This is a genomic window from Acinetobacter sp. EKM10A (genome assembly GCF_011075215.1).
GTDB classification, from domain to species: Bacteria; Pseudomonadota; Gammaproteobacteria; order Pseudomonadales; family Moraxellaceae; genus Acinetobacter; species Acinetobacter baumannii.
Map to the genome: position 1 here is coordinate 382,774 of NZ_JAALLK010000001.1, position 21,600 is coordinate 404,373.

Annotated in this window: 25 protein-coding genes; 16 read left to right on the top strand and 9 right to left on the bottom strand. The window is 38.3% G+C overall.

The annotated features are described in order from the left end of the window. Positions 1-11: 11 nt before the first annotated feature. Positions 12-968, bottom strand: a complete 957-nt coding sequence (locus tag G9371_RS01725) for a ribonuclease Z (RefSeq protein ID WP_002045807.1) — start codon at positions 966-968, stop codon at positions 12-14. Positions 969-1,167: 199 nt separating this feature from the next. Continuing rightward, a complete protein-coding gene (locus G9371_RS01730) occupies positions 1,168-1,800 on the bottom strand; it encodes an alpha/beta hydrolase (protein WP_000003115.1) in 633 nt (210 codons plus the stop codon). A 127-nt stretch (positions 1,801-1,927) separates the two neighbouring features. Between G9371_RS01730 and yaaA the strand changes: the two genes are divergently transcribed. Together yaaA and G9371_RS01740 are read left to right on the top strand one after the other, a co-directional pair. Further along, positions 1,928-2,701 (top strand): peroxide stress protein YaaA, encoded by a 774-nt coding sequence (gene yaaA / locus G9371_RS01735; RefSeq protein ID WP_029424502.1) that lies wholly within the window; start codon positions 1,928-1,930, stop codon positions 2,699-2,701. Positions 2,702-2,720: 19 nt separating this feature from the next. Next, positions 2,721-3,344 (top strand): hypothetical protein, encoded by a 624-nt coding sequence (locus G9371_RS01740; protein ID WP_000928987.1) that lies wholly within the window; start codon positions 2,721-2,723, stop codon positions 3,342-3,344. Between the two features lie 137 nt (positions 3,345-3,481). On the opposite strand, the gene G9371_RS01745 is transcribed toward G9371_RS01740, so the two are convergent. From G9371_RS01745 to G9371_RS01765, 5 genes are all read right to left on the bottom strand, one after another. Next, positions 3,482-4,267: a thiazole synthase gene (locus G9371_RS01745; protein ID WP_029424501.1), complete on the bottom strand. Its 786-nt coding sequence runs from the start codon at positions 4,265-4,267 to the stop codon at positions 3,482-3,484. Between the two features lie 13 nt (positions 4,268-4,280). Next, positions 4,281-4,478 carry a sulfur carrier protein ThiS gene (thiS, locus tag G9371_RS01750; protein ID WP_001167820.1) on the bottom strand — a complete coding sequence of 66 codons (198 nt, stop codon included), beginning with the start codon at positions 4,476-4,478 and terminating at the stop codon, positions 4,281-4,283. Positions 4,479-4,491: 13 nt separating this feature from the next. Beyond that, the gene (locus G9371_RS01755) at positions 4,492-4,857 is read right to left on the bottom strand and encodes a DUF423 domain-containing protein (protein WP_000264715.1); all 366 of its coding nucleotides are present in this window, start codon (positions 4,855-4,857) and stop codon (positions 4,492-4,494) included. Between the two features lie 110 nt (positions 4,858-4,967). Next, entirely contained in the window at positions 4,968-5,834 is an 867-nt protein-coding gene (rpoH, locus tag G9371_RS01760) for an RNA polymerase sigma factor RpoH (RefSeq protein ID WP_001285359.1), read from the bottom strand. Between the two features lie 133 nt (positions 5,835-5,967). Continuing rightward, entirely contained in the window at positions 5,968-6,213 is a 246-nt protein-coding gene (locus tag G9371_RS01765) for a sulfurtransferase TusA family protein (protein ID WP_000108398.1), read from the bottom strand. 374 nt (positions 6,214-6,587) lie between these two features. On the opposite strand from G9371_RS01765, the gene G9371_RS01770 reads away from it, so the two are divergent. Both G9371_RS01770 and rhlB read left to right on the top strand, forming a co-directional pair. Next, on the top strand, positions 6,588-6,800 hold the full coding sequence (locus G9371_RS01770; protein WP_000126912.1) for a cold-shock protein: 213 nt from the start codon (positions 6,588-6,590) through the stop codon (positions 6,798-6,800). A gap of 103 nt (positions 6,801-6,903) precedes the next feature. Continuing rightward, positions 6,904-8,055 carry an ATP-dependent RNA helicase RhlB gene (gene rhlB / locus G9371_RS01775; protein WP_000200418.1) on the top strand — a complete coding sequence of 384 codons (1,152 nt, stop codon included), beginning with the start codon at positions 6,904-6,906 and terminating at the stop codon, positions 8,053-8,055. A gap of 37 nt (positions 8,056-8,092) precedes the next feature. Here the strand turns inward: rhlB and G9371_RS01780 are convergent, their stop codons facing one another. Further along, positions 8,093-8,473, bottom strand: coding sequence for a hypothetical protein (locus tag G9371_RS01780; protein WP_000720482.1), 381 nt, complete (start codon positions 8,471-8,473; stop codon positions 8,093-8,095). Positions 8,474-8,676: 203 nt separating this feature from the next. Between G9371_RS01780 and G9371_RS01785 the strand changes: the two genes are divergently transcribed. From G9371_RS01785 to G9371_RS01840, 12 genes are all read left to right on the top strand, one after another. Continuing rightward, complete coding sequence (locus G9371_RS01785; RefSeq protein WP_000132180.1) at positions 8,677-9,252, top strand: nitroreductase; 576 nt, start codon at positions 8,677-8,679, stop codon at positions 9,250-9,252. Between the two features lie 33 nt (positions 9,253-9,285). Beyond that, complete coding sequence (locus G9371_RS01790; RefSeq protein ID WP_000807316.1) at positions 9,286-10,359, top strand: NAD(P)H-dependent glycerol-3-phosphate dehydrogenase; 1,074 nt, start codon at positions 9,286-9,288, stop codon at positions 10,357-10,359. Between the two features lie 56 nt (positions 10,360-10,415). Beyond that, the gene (locus G9371_RS01795) at positions 10,416-10,871 is read left to right on the top strand and encodes a SixA phosphatase family protein (RefSeq protein ID WP_029424500.1); all 456 of its coding nucleotides are present in this window, start codon (positions 10,416-10,418) and stop codon (positions 10,869-10,871) included. A gap of 22 nt (positions 10,872-10,893) precedes the next feature. Next, positions 10,894-12,033: a type II secretion system protein GspL gene (gene gspL, locus G9371_RS01800; protein ID WP_029424499.1), complete on the top strand. Its 1,140-nt coding sequence runs from the start codon at positions 10,894-10,896 to the stop codon at positions 12,031-12,033. Then, on the top strand, positions 12,033-12,512 hold the full coding sequence (gspM, locus tag G9371_RS01805) for a type II secretion system protein GspM (protein ID WP_000782994.1): 480 nt from the start codon (positions 12,033-12,035) through the stop codon (positions 12,510-12,512). The genes gspL and gspM overlap by 1 nt, the downstream gene beginning before the upstream one ends. A gap of 89 nt (positions 12,513-12,601) precedes the next feature. After that, positions 12,602-13,606: a quinone-dependent dihydroorotate dehydrogenase gene (locus G9371_RS01810; RefSeq protein WP_000966986.1), complete on the top strand. Its 1,005-nt coding sequence runs from the start codon at positions 12,602-12,604 to the stop codon at positions 13,604-13,606. A gap of 6 nt (positions 13,607-13,612) precedes the next feature. After that, complete coding sequence (locus tag G9371_RS01815) at positions 13,613-14,200, top strand: CvpA family protein (protein ID WP_001091966.1); 588 nt, start codon at positions 13,613-13,615, stop codon at positions 14,198-14,200. Between the two features lie 25 nt (positions 14,201-14,225). Further along, positions 14,226-15,767: an amidophosphoribosyltransferase gene (gene purF / locus G9371_RS01820; protein ID WP_000334670.1), complete on the top strand. Its 1,542-nt coding sequence runs from the start codon at positions 14,226-14,228 to the stop codon at positions 15,765-15,767. A 78-nt stretch (positions 15,768-15,845) separates the two neighbouring features. After that, the gene (locus G9371_RS01825; RefSeq protein WP_000665946.1) at positions 15,846-17,735 is read left to right on the top strand and encodes a M48 family metalloprotease; all 1,890 of its coding nucleotides are present in this window, start codon (positions 15,846-15,848) and stop codon (positions 17,733-17,735) included. A gap of 100 nt (positions 17,736-17,835) precedes the next feature. Continuing rightward, positions 17,836-18,486, top strand: coding sequence for a hypothetical protein (locus G9371_RS01830; protein ID WP_029424498.1), 651 nt, complete (start codon positions 17,836-17,838; stop codon positions 18,484-18,486). 11 nt (positions 18,487-18,497) lie between these two features. Beyond that, the gene (locus tag G9371_RS01835; RefSeq protein ID WP_029424497.1) at positions 18,498-19,463 is read left to right on the top strand and encodes a 2-hydroxyacid dehydrogenase; all 966 of its coding nucleotides are present in this window, start codon (positions 18,498-18,500) and stop codon (positions 19,461-19,463) included. Between the two features lie 146 nt (positions 19,464-19,609). After that, positions 19,610-21,037 carry a M48 family metalloprotease gene (locus tag G9371_RS01840; protein ID WP_085941241.1) on the top strand — a complete coding sequence of 476 codons (1,428 nt, stop codon included), beginning with the start codon at positions 19,610-19,612 and terminating at the stop codon, positions 21,035-21,037. A 90-nt stretch (positions 21,038-21,127) separates the two neighbouring features. On the opposite strand, the gene G9371_RS01845 is transcribed toward G9371_RS01840, so the two are convergent. Then, positions 21,128-21,574 carry a GatB/YqeY domain-containing protein gene (locus G9371_RS01845; RefSeq protein WP_000209410.1) on the bottom strand — a complete coding sequence of 149 codons (447 nt, stop codon included), beginning with the start codon at positions 21,572-21,574 and terminating at the stop codon, positions 21,128-21,130. Positions 21,575-21,600: the final 26 nt, after the last annotated feature.

The window sequence follows — 21,600 nt, forward strand, 5'->3', positions numbered from 1 at the left end:
AAATATGATTTTTACTCGATTTTTAAAAGTTGTCCTGTTTCACTTAAAGTAAACTCATCAAAATCATTCGCTAAATAAAAATGACCTTTATAAAACTGGCGAACTTCTTCGGTAATAGCTTGCTGCCCAGTTTTATCCTGATGTCTAGGGCTAAAGTGTGTCAGAATTAAATTGTCTAGAGATTGCTGCTCAGCAAATTCAGCCACCATTTTTGCTGAGCTGTGCATTGGTCCTTTACCTACTTTATCTAAGACTGTTTGCAAATAAGTTGCTTCATGAATAAGTAATTGAGCATCCTTACAAGCATCGGCTAATAATTCTGGCCGATCATTATCACCACCTATAATTGCATGAATCTGCTGATTTTGAATTTTGATAAAGTCTTGAGATTTTAAAATTCGCCCCTCAAACTCAACATCGTAGCCTCGTTTTAAATGCCCCCAAATATCGCCTTTAGGTACGCCAAGCTGAGTTAAAGCTTGAATATCTATCTTCTTCTGGGTGGATTTTATATAAATACTAAATGCAAAACTCGGAACACGATGACTTAGTGGATGTGCTTGAATAAAGAGTTCATCGGTGAGCTGCTGTGGCCGAGTTGCTTCATTAACATCAATAAATTTTATTGAATAAGGCAAATGTAAGTCTGTAAGTTGAGCAGTGATTTCAAACCATTGTTGAATTTCTTTGGGTGCAATCACGATTAATGGTTTGCTGCGTGCATTCATGCCTGCACTTGCCAGTAAACCAACTAGACCATAACAATGATCGCCGTGAACGTGTGTAATACAAATGGCAATTAAGTTTTGTAGTGAGAGTCTAGCTTGCTGAATACGATGCTGTGTACCTTCACCAGCATCAACTAAAATCCAGTCCTTATTTTTACTGTTACGAACAGCTAATCCTGAAACATTGCGTGAAAGCGTGGGTACACCTGATGATGTGCCTAAAAAGGTAAAATGAAGCATATTCTTGGAATTTTTTAGTCAAATGCGTAATTTTTACATTATAGACACTTATTAAAATTTTATAAAAATTATGGTGCATGGTAGCGACCGAGTGAAAAAATATTTAGCACGTTTTGGATTAAGTTGGAATAATTTTCAATAATGACACGGTATATAACATGATGGGCATAGACTCAATCTATGCCCATCATGTTACCGTTTATTTCATAATAATAAAACGTGTAATGATTTGGCGAAGCTGTTTTAAATAACCTGTAAAGAAGTGGTTAGCGCCCGGTAAAATCGTGATTGGATGCTTTTGTGGTTTTGCCCACTCAATTGCATCTGAAAGTAAGGTGATGTCATCTTGCTCACCATGAATGAGTAGAATGTCGCCTTGAATTTCAGGAGTTTTATAGTGACGTAAGCCCACAACAGTAGCTGTTGGTAAACCACATAAAATTAACTGTACTGGCTGTAATTCAGGGCTAAGCTGCGCATGACATTTTGCCAAAACATGTGAGCCAAAGCTAAAGCCACCTGCATAAAATGGCAAACCTGCATGAAGCTTACGAACATGCTCAATCACAGCTAAAATATCTTCAGTTTCTCCATGACCTTCATCATGAACACCTTCACTGCCGCCTAAACCACGGAAACTAGGACGGTAAACAATACAGCCATATTCATTAAAGATTTGGGTTAAAAGAGCAGGGACTTTATGTTGAGGGGTTCCACCTTGTAATGGGTGAGGGTGACAAACAACTGCAAAGCCTTTGATTTCACCTTCAGGACGGTCAACGAAAAGTTCAATTTTACCTACTGGACCCTGGATGAAAATTTGCTCAGACATAGAAGAACCGCTAAATAACAATACGTAAGTGCTATTTTACCGATAGTCGTCATTGAAAACACGAGTTAGCATTAAAAAATATCTACTGTTATAGTTGGCATTAATAATAATTTTTTTCAGGTTGTCTATGCTTGCTTTAATTTCTCCTGCAAAAACTTTAGATTATGAAACAGCGTTACCTACAGATGAGTTTACTCAGCCGCGCTTGTTAGAAAACTCAGCACAATTAATTGATGTTTGTCGCAAACTTTCTGCTTCGGAAATTGCGAATTTAATGAGTGTCAGTGAAAAAATTGCCACACTTAATGCTGATCGTTTTAGAGACTGGAAGCCAGAATTTGATTTTTCAAATGCTCGTCAGGCAATTTATGCATTTAAAGGAGATGTTTATACCGGTTTAGATGCTTATCATTTAAAAGACAAAGATATTGATTTTGCTCAGCAGCATTTGCGTATGCTCTCTGGTTTATATGGTTTATTGCGTCCTTTAGATTTAATGATGCCTTATCGTTTAGAGATGGGTACTAAATTAAAAAATACGCGCGGTCACAATTTGTATGAATTTTGGGATGATATTATCACCAATCAGATTAATGAAGACTTGGCAGCAATTAAATCTGAATTGCTGGTAAATTTGGCTTCAGATGAATATTATAAGTCTGTTAATGAAAAGAAAATTAAGGCTGAAATTGTGAAGCCTGTTTTCCTTGACCAGAAAAATGGCAAATATAAAGTCATTAGTTTCTATGCGAAAAAAGCACGTGGTTTAATGGCTCGTTTTATTATTGAAAACCAATTAAATAAAGCTGAGGACATCAAAGCGTTTAATACTGAAGGTTACTACTTTGATGCTGATAACTCATCGGCAAAAGAGTTGGTGTTTAAGCGTGATGAACAATAATCCTAAGCGTGGTTAATAGATGCTGATGCAGCTTTACTTATTAAAACTGGAACTTTTTTGGTTTGAACTGCATCAGCATTATCATTTTTCTGAACCGCATAAAATTTTAAATGAACTTATTGCTGCTTATAGTGAAAAGCAGCGAGCCTACCATACCGTCCAACATTTATATGAATGTTTGAGTTTAATTGAGACGATTCAGTCCGAATTAAATGATCCATATGCTGTTGCATTGGCTCTCTGGTTCCATGATGTAGTCTACGAACCTCAAGCGCTAGATAATGAACTTAAAAGTGCCGAGTTATTTGAGCAATTGATGGCTCAAGATTTACAGCTCGATACAATGCAGAAAATAAAGCGTTGGATTCTTGCGACTCAAAAGCATGCACCAACCGATGAAACAGATTTGCAATTTTTGTTAGATATCGATTTAGCTATTTTGGCAGCAACACCTGAACGTTTTATGCAATATGAACAGCAAATTCAGCAGGAGTATTCTTGGGTTGATCCAGAAGTATATTCAATTAAGCGAAAAGAAGTTTTAATGAATTTTTATCAGTCTGAGCCGCTTTATCAAACTGCATATTTCCAAAAGAATTTTGAGTTAAACGCCAAGCAAAATTTAAAGAAAATATTGGAATAGCCTAAGCTAAATGTAAAATTTAGATCTGTTGATTGAATAAAGTGATATAGATTTTTAATCTTTTTTGAAAAGTGAAAATGGTTACATGAGAGGAGAGAGGAACCACTGAAAAAAAACAGTGATTCCTTAGAAATAAATTATTTAAAGAAATACCCTGTTTCTGGTGAACTTGCATTTGCCATGCGTTTGCGTGGCATACGCCCAGCTAAAAATGCTTCACGTCCTGCTTCAACAGCTTTCTTCATTGCAGAAGCCATCAAAATAGGATTTTGAGCCGCTGCAATCGCTGTGTTCATCAATACGCCATCACAACCAAGTTCCATCGCAATAGCAGCGTCACTTGCTGTACCAACACCTGCATCTACTAAAACCGGTACTTTGGCATTTTCTTTAATAATTGAAATGGTATGCGGGTTTAAAATACCTAAGCCTGAACCAATCAAACTACCTAAAGGCATAATTGCAACACAGCCCATACTTTCAAGTTCTTGAGCAATGATTGGATCGTCAGAGGTATAGACCATAATCTCAAAACCATCATCAATCAAAGTGCGAGCGGCTTTTAAAGTCTCGGTTACATTTGGATATAAAGTTTTTTCATCACCCAACACTTCAAGTTTTACTAGGTTATGACCATCCAGTAGCTCGCGCGCTAGCATACACGTGCGTACTGCGCTGTCAGCGTCAAAACAACCTGCGGTATTTGGCAAAATTGTATATTTCTCTGGTGGAATGACAGAAAGTAAATTCGGTTGATCTGGATCTTGTCCAATATTCACACGGCGGATTGCGACAGTTACGATTTCTGCACCACTAGCTTGAATGGCTAAATCCGTTTCATTTAAGTCTTTATATTTCCCTGTTCCTACCAATAAACGAGATTGAAAAGAACGTGAACCAATAATGAGAGGGGTGTCTTGCATGGATAACTCCGACTTAGCCGCCGCCAACAGCGTGAATAATTTCGATACGGTCATGTTGAGCAATCGTAATTTGCTCTAATTTGCTTTTAGGCACGATTTGCTGATTGTGTTCAACAGCAAAACGTTTTCCTTCAAGTGCCAGTTCCTGAATGAGTTGCAACAGGTTTTGGCTAGGCGTGTCCGTTAATTCGCCATTTAAATAAATTTGCATGATCACATTCCGATTATTTTGCGTATTTGAAAGCATTCCAAGCCAAGATTAGCCATCCAGCAATCATCAAAGCTCCACCTATTGGCGTAATTGCGCCTAATATCCGCGGTAAACCCAATGCCATGATATAAAGCGAACCACAAAAGAACAGAATGCCAATCTGAATAAGCAAGAAAGATAACTTGATTGGGAAATGAGGAAGAACCTTGCTTAAAATACCAAGCGCTAACAATCCAAGCGCATGATAAAAAAAGTAGTCGGTTGCAGTCTGCCACCAAGCAAGTTGTTCAGGGCTCGCGTGAGCTTTAAGACCATGTGCTCCAAAAGCACCCAACATGACTGCGAAAGCAAGATTAAGGGCTGAAATGGCAATCCACATAACAAAAAACGCAACTGAATAATGAAAGGCAACGTTACCATAGAATAGGTTGGCTAAACATAGCCAGATAAAACAAAAGGGCTTATCGCCCTTTTATTTTTTGATTTTCTTTAGCTTGCAGACATTGCGACTTTAATTTTTTCCATCGCATTCTTTTCAAGCTGACGAATACGTTCGGCAGAAACATTATATTCAGCAGCAAGCTCATGGAGGGTAGATTTATCGTCATCTAACCAACGGCGCTGCAAAATATTACGTGAACGGTCATCTAGCTGGTTCATTGCGTCATGCAAAGCAGATGTACTTTGTTCTTCCCAATCCTCATTTTCTACTAAACGAGCAGGGTCATAACGATTATCTTCAAGATATAACACAGGCGCAGTGTGCGGGGTGTCATCATCGTCATCGCCTTGAGCTTCAAAAGCAGCATCATATGCTGTTAAACGACCTTCCATTTCCAAAACTTGTTCTGGAGTAACATTTAAGTCGTTTGCAATAGATTGTGCTTCTTCTAATGTGAGCTTTTTACTCGATTTTTTTAAGCTGCGTAAATTGAAGAAAAGTTTACGCTGAGCTTTGGTTGTTGCAATTTTTACAATACGCCAGTTACGAATAACATATTCGTGGATTTCTGCCTTAATCCAGTGGACGGCAAAAGATACAAGACGTACGCCCATATTTGGGTCAAAACGTTTTACGGCTTTCATTAAGCCTAAGTTACCTTCTTGAATAAGGTCACCTTGAGGTAGGCCATAACCTGCATAGCTGCGCGCAATGTGAACGACGAAGCGTAAATGCGACATTACCAGCATTTTTGCGGCATCAAGATCTTGGTCATAATAATAACGCTCAGCAAGCTCTTTTTCTTGCTCAGCCGTTAAAATAGGAATCTGATTGACAGTACTGATATATGCACCAAGGTTTACACCGGGCGCAGACAATGACAGGGGCATCAATTGATTGCTGCTGTCACTCATGAGTTCTCCTTATAGGATAGGATGGATTAACCAATAAGTTCATCTTAATTTGAATCGGCTTCATAATTAAGGAAAATTGGGTATAGAAATGTAAAATTTTATGCAGTTTCTAATCTTTTAGTTTAGCAAAGAATTATTGAGTTTCAATTAAATAGTGAAATTCTCTTTCTGAAATCTGCATGGTTTGACACGTAAAATGATGTAATTGGCAATAACGTGTTACATCAATTTCACTATGCGGGTCAGATGATTTTAATAAGAATAGTTGTTTTCCCGATAATTTTTTAAGTTCACGTTTCAACATTAATAATGGCATTGGACAAGGTTGGCCAAGGGCATTAATTTCAATAGGCGTCGTAGCGGAAGAAGTAGTGCTCATTCATCATCAAAACAACTAAAAAAATTATTTTAACAAATTTTTGTAAACACTACATAACTTTATATAAAGAACAACTAATCAATACTGATAAAAATTATTGTAATAAGCTGTTTAAAAAAACAGCTAAAAATAGGGGAAATAAATGAAAAAAATTCTATTAATTGTCATAAACCCGTGTTAAGCTCGAACCGTTTTAGGAATTACCACACAGTTAAATTGTTTTAATAACCCTATAACAAATGGATGTAACCGGAAATTGTTGATAGTTTTACAGAATGATTACAAGCTTTAAGATTATAAAAATTTTAAAACCTTGTTTGCTCTGCTGTTTGCAACACCGGAAGGTCCTTTTTTCATCATCTGAGGATTGACTTATGACAGCTCGTGAACAAGGCGTAGTAAAGTGGTTTAATGACACTAAAGGCTTTGGTTTTATTCAACGTAACGGCGGCGACGATGTATTCGTTCACTTCCGTGCAATCGTAGGTGACGGTCACCGTTCTCTACGTGACGGTCAACGTGTAGAATTTAGCGTTGTACAAGGTCAAAAAGGTTTTCAAGCTGAAAACGTTCAGCCTTTAGACTAATTCATCTTTTTGATGAATCATGGACGCTCCAATTTTTGAATTGGGGCGTTTTTGTTTATAATGATCTTCTCATTCGAGAGATTGTTTGTTAGAGCGCGTATTTATGACATCTGGTTTTGAAACCTTGAATTTACATCCGCAACTTAAAAAGGCGATTGATGCTTTAGGGTTTACTCAAATGACCCCAATTCAGCAAAAGGTTTTAAAATATACATTAGCCGGGCATGATGCAATTGGGCGAGCACAGACAGGAACAGGTAAGACTGCTGCCTTTCTGATTAGTGTAATTAATGATTTGCTCAATAATCCGGTTCAGGAGCAACGCTTCCGTGGTGAGCCTCGTGCTTTAATCTTAGCACCTACTCGTGAGTTGGCATTGCAGATTGAAAGTGATGCAAAATCTCTCACAAAATTTTCTAATTTACACCTAGTGACCCTATTAGGTGGCGTTGATTTCGATAAGCAGAAGAAGCAACTTGATGCTAATTTTGTCGATATCATGGTTGCCACACCAGGGCGTTTAATTGATTTTGTAGAACAAAAAGAAGTTTGGCTCGATCAAATTGAATTTTTAGTGATTGATGAAGCTGACCGTTTATTGGATATGGGCTTTATTCCTTCCGTAAAACGTATTGTGCGTTATTCACCACGTAAGGAACAACGACAAACCTTAATGTTCTCTGCAACATTTAGTTATGATGTCTTAAACTTGGCAAGACAATGGTTATTTGAACCAGTAACTGTTGAAATTGAACCTGAACAAAAGACCAATAATGATGTCGAACAACGTGTTTACGTTGTGGCTAAACAGGATAAATATCGTCTTTTACAAGATATTTTACGTGAAGAGCCAATTGATAAAGTCATGATCTTTGCCAATCGCCGTGATCAGGTACGTCGTCTTTACGACCATTTGAAAAAAGATGGATACAAAGTGGGGATGCTATCTGGTGAAATTGCTCAAGATAAACGTTTAAAAATGTTGGAGCAGTTTAAGCAAGGCAAACATAACATCATGATCGCAACCGATGTTGCTGGTCGTGGTATTCATGTAGACGGTGTATCACATGTAGTGAATTTTACATTACCTGAGCAGTCTGATGATTATGTCCATCGTATTGGTCGTACAGGTCGTGCAGGGGCACAAGGGGTAAGTATTAGTTTCTTATCTGAAGATGATGCTTTCTATTTACCCGAAATTGAAAAAGCAATTGGTAAGAAATTGCCTCTAACCCGACTAGATGGTTATTGCTAATAAAAAATCCCAATCATTTGATTGGGATTTTTTTTGATTAATTTATTTTACAATAGAAGGTAAGTGTTGTTTGATAGTCATCATCTTTTGCTAAAGATGCATTTTTACCCGTTAAAGTACCGATGACACCCGCAGCAGCTTCTACCATTTGACCAGTCTTTTCACTTACCACATCTTTTAAAACCCCATGGTAAGACGTTTTTTCATCAACAATAACTGGCGTTGTGCTCTTAGAGCATGTTTTTTGTGCCGCAGTAACCGCATTATTCTTTGCAATTAAATTGGTTTTGCCAATTCCAGTCACTTCAAACTGATTATTTTCTTTTTGAATCGCTAAAGTGTTTTTAGGCGTGGTTGCACAAGCACCTAGTAATAAAACAACACCGCTCATTGCGCTCGCTAAAATTATTTTTTTCATAATGCACCTAAGTTAATCACCAAAAGATAGGGTTATTTGAACATAAGTTTTCTAATTGATTTTGAAGACGTTGTATGAGTTTTGATGTTTTGTATTAAAAAATGTCAAACTATGAATTCACTAAGTTTATAAGCTAGATTCAATGGTGGATTAACGGTAGATTATGCTAATCTATTTCGAATTTTTGAGTTAGATTAATATTAATGACGGATTCAGCAATACAAATAATTCACCAAAATATTCATCAGCGTCAGTCTATTGGCCAATTAGTTGAGCCAGCCCCAAATACAGATCAGTTAGAGTTGGCTTTTCAGGCAGCTTTAACAGCTCCAGATCATCATAGACTTAAGCCAACGCGTTTTGTAATTGTGTCAGGTGACCAACGTGCTGCTTTTGGTGAAGTTCTGGCAAAAGCATTGGTCGATTTGGGTGAGTCTGATCCTGCACAGCTTGAACGAGTGAAGCAACATCCTTTTCGAGCTCCGCTACTTATTTTAGCTCTTACGCAATTACAAGATCATCCGAAAGTTCCACACTTCGAACAAATTTTGAGTACAGGCGCAGCAGTACAAAATCTTTTGTTATCTTTACAAGCTCAAGGGTTCTCGACCATGTGGCGTAGTGGTGCCGTTGTCGAATCAAACTGGTTAAAACAGCATTTAGGTCTGCAACCGCATGATTTGATTTCAGGTATTATTTATGTCGGCACAGCAGCTAAAGCAATTGCACCGCGTGCAGATATTGATAGTAAAGAATTCGTAAAAGTTTGGCAGGCTTAACGTCTGTAAAAGTAAGAAATAGGATAATAAAGCATGGCTGAATTTAAGTTTACAGATTTGGTGGAACCTGTTGCGGTCGATAAAAAAACGGCATTACGTATTACCGTTTTAGGGGGCGGTAGCTTTGGTACAGCCATGGCAAATTTAGCTGCTCGTAATGGCTGCGATACCATGATCTGGATTCGTGATGCCGAAACAGCAGAAGAAATTAATAAAACCCATATTAATAAACGTTATTTACCAGACTTCACTTTAGAATCTTCATTACGTGCAGTTTCTGATCTTGAGCAAGCGGTATGTGATCGAGATATTATTTTAGTTGCAATTCCAAGCCACTCATTCCGTGACGTTTTAAAACAAATAGCGCCTTATATTACTGCACAAGCTGTGGTGTCTTTAACCAAAGGTGTTGAAGCTAAAACATTTAGCTTCATGAGTGATATTATTCGTGAAGAATTACCAGAAGTGCCGTATGGCGTATTGTCAGGACCAAATCTTGCTAAAGAAATTATGGCAGGTATGCCTTCTGGTACTGTAATTGCAAGTGACTCTGAACTCGTCCGTTATGCCGTACAGCATGCACTTCATAGTGCGTTATTCCGTGTTTTTGGTAGCGATGATGTACATGGAGTTGAGTTAGGCGGTGCCCTTAAGAATATTTATGCCGTTGCTATGGGAATTGGAGCAGCATATAAAATTGGTGAAAATACCAAGAGTATGATTTTAACGCGTGCTTTGGCTGAAATGAGCCGTTTCGCGGTAAAACAAGGTGCAAACCCGCTCACGTTCTTAGGTTTATCTGGAGTAGGTGATTTATTTGCGACTTGTAATAGTCCATTAAGCCGTAATTATCAAATTGGTTATGCGCTAGGTTCTGGTAAAACGCTTGAACAAGCGAGTAAAGAATTAGGTCAAACTGCAGAAGGTATTAACACGATTGTTCAGGTGCGTGGCAAGGCGCAAGAACTGGACGTATATATGCCAATAACCAATGCTTTATATGAGGTCATTTTTGAAGGCGCTCCACCATTAAATATTGCACTTTCTCTTATGAAAAATGGACACCGTAGTGATGTCGAGTTTGTTTTACCTCATCATGAAGTCTGACGAATAAATGTCATAAATTGTGGTTATAATGCAGGAATTGTTTACAAGGAAATTTTATGCAACTGACATTAGTTCGTCATGGGGAAGCTGCTCCACCAGTAAATGGTAATGATATTAAACGTCCCCTTATTGCGCGTGGACATGCACAGGCTGAGCAAACGGCAACCTTTTTAAAGGATATTGTAAAACCAGATATTTTTGTTGTTAGTCCTTTGCTGCGTGCTCAGGAAACGTTGGCGCATATCCAGACCTATTTTAAAGATGTGCCAGTGTTGTTATGCGACAAAATTAAGCCTGACGATGATGCAAAAGAAGCGATTGAATGGCTATCTCAAATTCCTTATGAGTCGATTGTGGTTGTTTGCCATATGAATGTGGTAGGGCATATTGCAGAGTTACTTACTCATGAAAATTTCAATCCATTTGCACTTGCTGAAGCTAGAATTTATGATCAAGCTGTTATTGCAAATGGTTTATCAACACAAAAAAATAGTTTTATACCCACAATATAATTAAAAAGGTTATTTAGCCCACATGCTGTACATATGGATGCCTGAAACCAATGGAGTTTGGCATTGGTCTAACGGAGAAAACTGGTTGCAGGCTGCAAGTCTCGATCAATTAATACAAGACTTGCAAATACATCAAGGAAAAGAAGCTACGGTCTTTTTTCCGAGTCGTCATGCTCAAATGCTTCAGCAAACGATGGCAAAGTCCCATTACAAACAGCTTGGAGCTGATGGGGTTAAATATCTACTTGAAGAGTTTGTGACTTTGCCGATTGATCACATGAAAGTGCTTCACCATTTTCATGCGGATCAGTTAACTGTTTTGGGTGTTGCTCAGGGGATGGTAGAGACATGGCAACATTCTTTAGCTTTGTTACCAACCAAACTTGTGGCTTTGTTGCCAGATTTTCTAGTTTTACCTGAACCACAAGCTCAGCAAGTTATTCTGTGTAATATTGGTCATCAGCTTTTGGTGCGTGAGAATAAGTGGTTAGGTAATTCTATTGATGACTTGGGGCTTTTTTTAGAGTTCCAGTCAGCCGAAACACATTATCAATATAGCGGTTTAACAGCAGAGCAACTAGAGAGCTTAGAAGCTGCCTCAAGCGCAGAGCAACGTTCTGAGTTTGTTTATCAATTTCAGCCCTTAGATAAAACTAAGCAGCATCCTTTTAATGTTTTGCCAAAAGCAAAAGGGCAAGAACATACTTTTTCTAATTATTGGAAAGCTTGTGCCGCCGTTGTTCTAGCAATTATTGTCGTGCAGTTTAGCTATGATTTATTGCGTTGGGTAAAATTGAAAAAGGTGGCAGATCAGACTGCTGAACAGGCAATTGAGCAATATAAATATTGGTTTGGTCCATCTAGTCGTGTGACTGAACAAAATATTAAAGGACAATTCGAAAGTCATTTAAGAATGAGCCAGCAAGGTGATACCCAGGCACTTTCTCTGTTAAGCCGGGTTGGGCCTATTTTAATGCAAAGACAGATTTTAGCTCAGCAACTCAATTATGATGCTTCAATCTTAACAATGGCATTAAAAGCAAAATCAGCAGATGATTTGCAAGCTTTAACCCAACAACTTAATCAACAAGGTTTTAAAGCTGAGTTAGGTAATGTTCAAGCTGATGGTAGTGGTGCGATTGGGGTGGTGAAAATACAATAATGAAAATGTTAGCTCAGTTGCAAAACCGCTTTGATCAGTGGATTGAACAAATTGTTCAATATTTAGATCGCTTAACTGTCCGTGAACGTATTATGGTGGTCTTTACTACTATTTTTGTTGTAGTCGTCATTGTTGGATATTCACTTTGGAAAATGCATTCCTTGGCAGAACAACAGCAAAAACGTTTAAATGATTTAAAAGATTTGATGGTGTGGATGCAGAGTAATGCAGTCACGATGAAGCCTGCCAATGAGCTTGAACTAGATAAGTCTGGAAAAATACAACGAGTAGCTCAGCAACAAGGTTTAACTGTGTCTTCCCAGCAAAATGGAGAACAGTTACAAATTGTTGTAACACATCAGAATTATGCAATTTTAGCTAACTTTTTAACACAACTTGCACAGATGGGCTTAAGTATACAAAAGATGGAAATGGTTTCTAGTGAAGGTCAGATTAAATTAACAGCGACAGTTCAATAACATATCAAAATATGCTTGTGTCAAGCATGGTGTTTTGTGCTGCCTGTGCCTATAATATGCGTACCTAAAATCAGTAGACTGTGATTGGTATGTTATATTCACTTGCTCGCCCGATGTTGTTTAGTTTAGCACCAGAGCGTGCCCATGAATTAACATTATCCATGCTTGATAAAGCGCATAAGCTAGGCATGATGCGCCAGACCGTAGAAGCAAAGCCAACTACATGTATGGGAATCGAATTTCCTAATCCGGTAGGGTTGGCAGCCGGTCTTGATAAAAATGGTGCTCATATTGATGCATTAGCTGGGTTGGGTTTCGGTTTCATTGAAATTGGTACAATTACACCTCGCCCACAATCTGGTAACCCAAAACCACGTTTATTCCGTATTCCTGAAGCTAAAGCTATTATTAACCGCATGGGTTTTAATAATGATGGCGTTGATAAGCTAATCGAGAATGTTAAAGCATCAAAATTTAGAGGCATTTTAGGAATTAATATTGGTAAAAATGCTGATACACCTGTCGAAAAAGCCGTTGATGATTATTTGATTTGTCTTGAGAAAGTTTATAACTACGCTTCATACATTACGGTTAATATTTCGTCTCCAAATACTAAAAATTTGCGTAGTTTGCAAAGTGGTGATGCATTAACTGAATTATTGCAAACCTTAAAAGCACGTCAACTTGAGTTGGCAGAGCAATATAATCACTATGTACCTTTAGTTCTTAAAGTCGCTCCAGACTTAACAGCTGAAGATGTTGAATTTATTTCGGCACAATTATTAGATTTTAAAATTGATGGTCTTATTGTGACGAACACGACCTTATCGAGAGAAGGGGTAGAGAACCTGCCTTACGGTAATGAGTCAGGTGGTTTGTCGGGTGCACCTGTATTTGAAAAAAGTACGGAATGTTTACGTTTATTTGCTCAAACATTAAAAGGACAAATTCCTTTAATTGGTGTGGGCGGAATTTTGTCGGGTGAACAAGCTGCAGCGAAACAACAGGCTGGAGCAACGCTTGTACAAATTTATAGTGGTCTGATTTATACGGGACCAACGCTTGTGAAGCAATGTGTTGAAGCCATGACTTAATTGAACATGAACACCATTGATATCATCATTCTGATACTTTTGCTCATTGGGGGGCTAAACGGTTTGCGACAAGGATTTATAAAAGCCTTTGCGAACTTGGTAGGATGGATTTTTGCATTAATTATGGGTGCAAAATATGCTGTTCTTCTAGCTCCGTCAATGTCAGGTTTAAGTCAGGATCCGGTGGTTCAAAAGATCGCGGCTTTCGCTTTTATTGCACTTTTAATTATCGTTTTAACTTGGATCGTCACTGCATTTTTAAATGGCCTCTTGAAAAGTTTGAAGTTGGGGCCATTAAATCGTTTAGCAGGTGGTGCTTTTGGTTCGTTGAAAGGTTTATTGGTTGTTCTTATTACCATGCAGGGTGTTGGTCCTTGGGTAGAAAGTTCGCCTCATTGGAAACAATCCAAATTTATCCAGTTTTTATTGCCTTATGCACCTTTAGCAACAGAGCTTTCTAAAGATGCAGCAAGTGAGGCATTTCATCAGATAACATCTGGGGGCGGTGTAACGCGCACTTCTCCAAAACCAATGGACGAGTCGGAGGAAACAGAGCTTCGACCTGACCATTCAACAAAGAATCCTTTTTATTAATTCCTAGCTTGTCTGCGAGGTTGCTATGTGTGGAGTTGTTGGTATAGCCGGTAAATCGCCAGTGAACCAAATGTTGTTTGATGCATTAACGATGTTGCAGCATCGTGGGCAAGATGCAGCTGGAATAGTAACCTGCCATGAAGGCCGTCTTTTCCTTCGTAAGGATAACGGTATGGTACGTGATGTTTTTCATACTCGTCATATGAGAGCATTACTTGGTAATTACGGTATTGGTCATGTGCGCTATCCAACTGCCGGTTCTTCGAGCAGCGCGGAAGCTCAACCATTTTATGTGAACTCACCTTACGGTATTACACTTGCACATAATGGTAACTTGACGAATGCAGAAGAAATTCATGATGACCTGTTCAAAACAGATTTGCGTCACATGAATACGGACTCTGATTCAGAAGTTCTTTTAAACGTTTTTGCTCATGAGTTGCAAAAGATAGGAACTTTAAATCCTACGCCGGAAGATATTTTCCATACCGTTTCGCGTGTACATGAGCGCTGCCAAGGTGCTTATGGTGTCGTGGCAATGATTACTGGTCACGGCTTAGTTGGTTTCCGTGATCCAAATGGTATCCGTCCGCTTATTTACGGTTCTCGTGTAACTGAGCAAGGCGAGATGGAATATATCATTGCATCTGAATCTGTAGCGATTACGGCGCTTGGCTTTAAAATTGAGCGTGATATTGCTCCGGGTGAAGCAATTTTCATTAATGCTGATGGTGAGTTATTTACAAAGCAATGTGCTGCAGATCCAAAATACCGTCCATGTATTTTTGAATATGTTTATTTTGCTCGTCCAGATGCAATTATTGATGGTATTTCGGTTTATAAAGCTCGCTTAAAAATGGGTGAGAAATTAGCGCATAAAATTTTGCGTGACTGGGGTGAAGACCATGATATTGACGTGGTTATCCCAATTCCAGATACAAGCCGTACCTCAGCTTTAGAGTTGGCAAATATTCTTGGCGTGAAGTTCCGTGAAGGTTTTATGAAAAACCGTTATATCGGTCGTACCTTCATTATGCCAGGTCAACAACAGCGTAAAAAATCTGTACGTCAGAAATTAAACCCTGTTGAGTTAGAGTTTAAAGGCAAGAACGTTCTATTAGTGGATGACTCAATTGTGCGTGGTACAACGTGTAATGAGATCATTCAAATGGCGCGTGACTCAGGTGCGAAAAAAGTATACTTTGCTTCAGCTGCACCGAAAGTGATGTATCCGAATGTATATGGTATCGATATGCCTGCTAAAACTGAGCTTATTGCTTCAGAGCGCAGTGTAGAAGAAATTCAGGAAATTATTGGTGCTGATCGTTTAATTTTCCAAGATTTGGAAGATTTGAAGAACGCTGTACGTACAAGTAAAGTACCTACATTAACCGAGTTTGATTGCTCTGTTTTTGATGGTATCTATGTAACTGGTGGAATTGATGCAGACTATCTGAATAATTTGGAGCAGAAACGTAATGATTCTGCGAAAAAGAAAAAAGATGGTTATATTGATGTCAATATTGATGCAGCATCAGTAGATTTGACCGGTATTAAAGAAGAATAGAAATAGCCGAAAAAAGCGGGTATTTCCCGCTTTTTTCTTTTATGATGAAACTTAACAATGTAATTGGGATTATTTACATTGAAAGAAGTAAGCCACTATTTAATCGAAAATAAAAATATGGCATGGTCCATCACTATGTGTTTGGTCGCTGTGCTTTTAACTATTTTTATTTTAAATCTAATTTTAGGTTTACTTGTTCATTTCTTTGATTATAGCGAGCCGATTTGGTGGCATGCTTTAAGTCCATATTTTATTGCTCTTTTGCTTTTTATTATGGTTTGGTCTGTGGTGACCGAACTTTATATTTTGCGTAAAGGTGGCCATTCACTTGCCAAGCAGTTGAAAGCTCGTCGTTTGGTAAAAGGTGAAAGTACACCAGAAGAACATGCCGCATTAAAAATTACAGAACATCTGGCACAAACATTTTCCCTGAACGTTCCAACACTTTATGTTTTACCTGATGAAGTAGGTGTTAATGCATTAACGGCAGGTTTTCACTCGAATGATATTGTAATTATTTTAACTTGGGGTGCCTTACAGAACCTTGATGAGCTAGAGCTATATGGCTTATTGGGTCATGAATTTAACCAGATTTTATCGGGTGAAGCAGTAGAAAATACTAAACTAAAAATTTTATATAGTGGTTTGACTACTTTTAGTCAGTGGGGGAGTAAGCTCGCCAAACAAGGGTTTAAGCGCTACAGTCCGGGTTATAAGCATAAGTTCGAGACTGTATTTGTAGCCGTAGGGGGGGTGATTTGGTTGGCGGGAAGTTTAGGTGTTTTAATCACTCGTTTTATTAAATATTTAACATTAAGTGGTCGTACATTTCGCAATGACCAAAAAACGATGCGGTTATTAAAAAATAGCACTAATACCCAAACTTTATTGCGTATTTACGTTCACCATTCTGGTTCGCAGATTCATAGTGCTTATTCTGAATCGATTGCACATATGTGTTTTGCGAATTCACTTAGCCCGCAAAGTTGGATGAATATTCACCCAAGTATTCGTGAACGTATTTATGAGCTTAACCCAACTTTATTGCAAGATTTGCAATTAGAAAATTTAAAGAAACTTCGAAATCGTCCTTTATTTAGTTTGTTCCATGTACTAGAAGAATCTGAGACTGAAATTTATACGCCGTGGTCATCTCCACAACCTTTGCCTTTGTTGCGTCTTTCTCCAATCAGTTTTGCTTTGAATGATGCAATTAAACCGTTAAGCAGTGATATCCGTCGTAATAAAAAGCGTCCTGAACTTATTCAACGTGCATTACAAACTGCGACTGGTTCGCGTGAGGTGATGGTTGCTATTTTAATGATTCGTCAATATCGAGAATTTATTCCACAAGATGCGCCAGTAAGCCATGCAATTGTGGATGCCTTACTTAATCTTGATGGGCGTATTCATATTCAGATATTTCATGATGCATGTAAAAATATTGGTCATATGCCTGCCAGTATTGCTCGTCAATTTTTGACTAAACTGGCACTAATTATTCAAGAAGATGGGGAAATTGGATTACTTGATGCACTTCTACTCGAGCGTGTTAAGTACGAGTTAAACTTGATGCCACTTCATTTGCCGACAGCATTTGAAGAGGTAAAACCTCAAATTGTTCGTTTAATTGATGCATTACTTCATGTGCAACAAATCAATAGTCCGAATCAGTTAGAGGTTCGCGAACGTATCTTACGTTCTTTGCTTAATCCTGATGAAATGCATATTTATGATGAAATTTCGGATGAACCTTTAGACTTGGCAGAAATTTTAAATGATATTGCTGGGTTATTGCTGCGTGACCGCTTAAGTATATTGGCAATTGCTGAAATGTGCTTGTGGAGTGATCGTATTATTACTCAAGATGAACTTGATGTGCTTGAGTTGCTCTATTGGCGATTTGGTTTTGAGTCTGATGAAATTGTAGAGCAAATGCAGAAGAAAAATAGCGTTATGATTATTTAAGAAACATATGTAGTTTCCAAAGAGTATCATTAAAAGAAAACGCTGAAAAAAAATCAGAAGCCCGTTAGAATGTGTGTAGATTAGAGGTACTGATTTAGACATGATTGGGCAGCAAAGAAATATACTGGCAACTTTAGGAATAGACGTATGGATTCCTAGAACACAAGTGTGCCAAAAAAATAATGCCCATACTTTGTGGCGAGATCAGGTTGTTGAACCTCATGAGTCAATTACCGTACCTACCATAGATGTTCCTGCTTTTGAGCAAAAGAACACTCAGCCACAGGTGTTTGAAATTCCTAAAGTGGTGGAAGAGCCACCAATAGTAGTTGCAGAAGTCTCGCAGCCAGAGATACTTGTAGAAAAACCTAAAGTCATTGAGCAAGAGACAATTACTCCATTTGAGTTACAGGCTTATTGTCTTGAAAAATGTGTAATTTTTGTTGATGTAACGGCTTTGGAAACAGAAGAAAAACAACTTTGGGCAAATATACAAAAGGCGAAGGTAGGACGATATTCTGAATTAAGATGGCCATTCCCTCTGGCAGCCTATCAAGATCAACGAGGGGTAGGTTCTTATATTCAAGGTTTCTTAGATGCTGTAGCAGCAGAGAAAAAGATTTTATGTTTGGGTAAATCTACCTATATTCAACATGCAAATATTATTCATTTAGCTAGTTTAAAAGAAATGTTAGATAAGCCTCTTCTTAAGAAAAGATTGTGGCAACTTATGCAAGATAACAATGAGTAGTAGGGATTTACATGAAAAAGGTTGTGGTTTTTAGCCAAATTGATGAGGAAATTTTGTCACGGTTACAGCAGGATTACTATGTTGTCGTATTGAACCCTAAACTGGGTGATATTAATGAACAGATACGACAAGAAGTAGTAGATGCTGATGGCATGATTGGGGCTGGTCGTTTGCTCAATGAAAGTAATCTTTCTCCTGCCCAAAAATTAAAAATTATTTCTTCTGTGACTGTAGGTTATGACAATTATGATGTTGGTTATTTAAATCAGAAAAAAATCTGGTTAGCAAACACACCTCATGTTCTAACTGAAACGACAGCAGATCTTGCTTTTACTTTGTTATTAAGTGCAGCCAGAAAAGTTCCTTTTCTAGATCACTGGACTAAACAAGGTGAGTGGAAAAGAACAGTTGGGCCACAGCAGTTTGGTCTCGATGTTTTTGGAAAAACATTAGGTATTATTGGGCTTGGTAATATTGGTGCTGCAATTGCACGTCGTGGCTTTTATGGATTTAACATGAATATTGTTTACCATAATCGTCGCGAGAAACCTGAGTTAGCGGAACCTTTAAAAGCTCAATATCTGGGGTTGGAAGAATTATTACAACAATCTGATTTTGTAGTGACGGCTGTTGACTTAAATGCGGAATCTAAAGCTTTAATGGGCAAGGCTCAATTTGAGCTTATGCAAAAGCATGCCATATTTATTAATATTGCGCGTGGCTCAGTTGTCGATGAGCAAGCCCTAATTGAAGCATTGCAAAATGAAGTTATTTTTGCTGCTGGTTTAGATGTCTATGAGAAAGAACCTCTGCAAGAATCTGCACTTTTCACTTTGCCGAATGTTGTCACTTTGCCTCACGTAGGTTCTGCTACAGCTGAAACACGTAAGAAAATGGCAAATTTAGCTTATAAAAACTTGGTGGAAGCACTTGAAGGCAAGACGCCTAGATATTTAGTGAATCCTAATTTTGTGTAAAGGATGAATAACACTTCATTGCAAATATAGTCTATTTTCAATGTTATAGTGAAAGCCTGTTGATATGATGCAAAATAACTGAAGCATGATATTGATGGGCTTTTTTGTTATTTTAATTTTTAATAAGAGAAGAACTTTTGAAATTTTTGCCAGTTATTTTAAGTTTGGCTTTGATAACAAATGCCTCTTACGCTAATCCTTTTGACCCCAAGCCAGCTTCTGGACAGGTTGAAATTCCAAATATTGGAAGTGGAATAGGGCTGCTCGATCAACAGAAAGAAAAATTTATTGGCGAAAAAGTTTTCCGTGAAGTTCATAAGCAAATGCCGGTTATACAGGATGTATGGCTAGAAGATCAGTTTTTTCAAGTTTTCTCTAATATTTTAAGTGAAACTCAACTGGGGCAGCCGATTGCCCTGGTTGTAATTAAAGACCCTCAAATTAACGCATTTGCTGTTCCAGGTGGGTTATTTGCATTAAATACTGGCCTTATCTCATCGGCACGAAATATTGATGAAATTGCGGGGGTAATGGCCCATGAAATTGCTCACGTTTCGCAAAGGCACTTTAGTCGTTCGGAAGAAGCTTTTAAAGGACAAACCCTTTTAAGCTTGGCTGGTTTGTTGGCAGGGGTGGCTTTAGCTGCTCAGGCTGGTGGAGACGCTGGTGCCGCTGTTATGTTGGGTACACAAGCAGCGCTTCTTGATAAACAGCTCACTTATAGTCGTAATCAAGAGCGTGAAGCAGACCGAATTGGTATGCAATATATGTATGCCGCTGGTTACAATCCGCAAAGCATGGCGGATTATTTTGAAACGATGCATAGAGCGACGAGCCGAGTAAGTTTTTTACCAGATTTTTGGCTGACTCACCCTCTTACATCTGAACGTATGAGTGAGGCTCGCTTGAGAGCAAACCAGATGCCCAAAGTTAAAAGTCGAATATATGATGTCGATTTTGAAATTTTAAAATGGTATACCATGGTGGTTGCTGGAGAAGCTACTGAAAATCAGTTGCAAAGTCTGGCATCGCAAAAAAATCTGGCAGGCTTATTGGCTTTGTCGGCTTTCTACCTTAAACAAGGGGATTATACTCAAGCCCAAGCAACGTTGGAGCAGGCGAAATCAAGCGGTAAGCCATTAGTTGCCTTAATTCAAACAGATATTTATTTAGGCCAGAATAAACTTGATCAGGCTTATAATTCGATTGCTCCCTTGCAAATGACAATGCCTGAAAATAAAGCTTTTAGCTACAAATTGGCTGAGGTTTTATTACGTCAAGGTAAGTATGCTCAAGTGCAAACTTTGGTGCAGCGTTTTATTAATAAAAATGCCCGAGATATTCAAGGTTGGCAATTATTACAACAAGCCGCCAATTTAGATAAAAATTCACCATTAAGAGCTGTGAATGTATTGCGCTATCGTGCTGAAGCACAGTACTGGTCTGGTAGTGAAGAGGATGCAATTAAATCGATGTTGCATGCACAACGTCTTGCAAAAGGTAATCAGGCCATGTCAGCCAGAATAGATAGTCGATTAAAGCAAATGCAAGATGAGCGACGAATGAAAATTTAAGGTCTAGGATGACTTTGGAATTTTCACAGGCATAAATATACTTAAACTTACGAGAAAGTTTAATTTAAGGATATATAAGAAGAGAGGGGATTAAGCTAATTTAGCTTTAATTTTTGCTGAAACTTGAGCAGGATCGGCACGCCCGGCTATGATCGGACGTAGAGAATTCATCACCTTACCCATATCTTTCATGCTAGTTGCTTCTTGAGCAGCAATCGTTTGCTCAATGAGAGAATCAAGCTCTTCCTCAGTCATAGCTTCTGGTAGAAACTGAGATAAAACCTCAGCTTCGGCTTGTTCTTTACTAGCTAAATCATCACGACCAGCACCTTCGAAGGCTTTGATCGATTCTTTACGTTGTTTAATTTGCTTTTCAATGACCGCAAGAACCTGAGCGTCGTCAAGCTCTATGCGCTCATCGACTTCGATTTGCTTAATTGCTGCTTGTAGACTACGCAAAACCGTCACTGTTGCCATATCTTTGGCACGCATAGAAGTTTTTAATGCATCAGTAATTTGGTTTTTTAAAGTAGTCATAATGTTAGCAGTCAATCACAAATTAA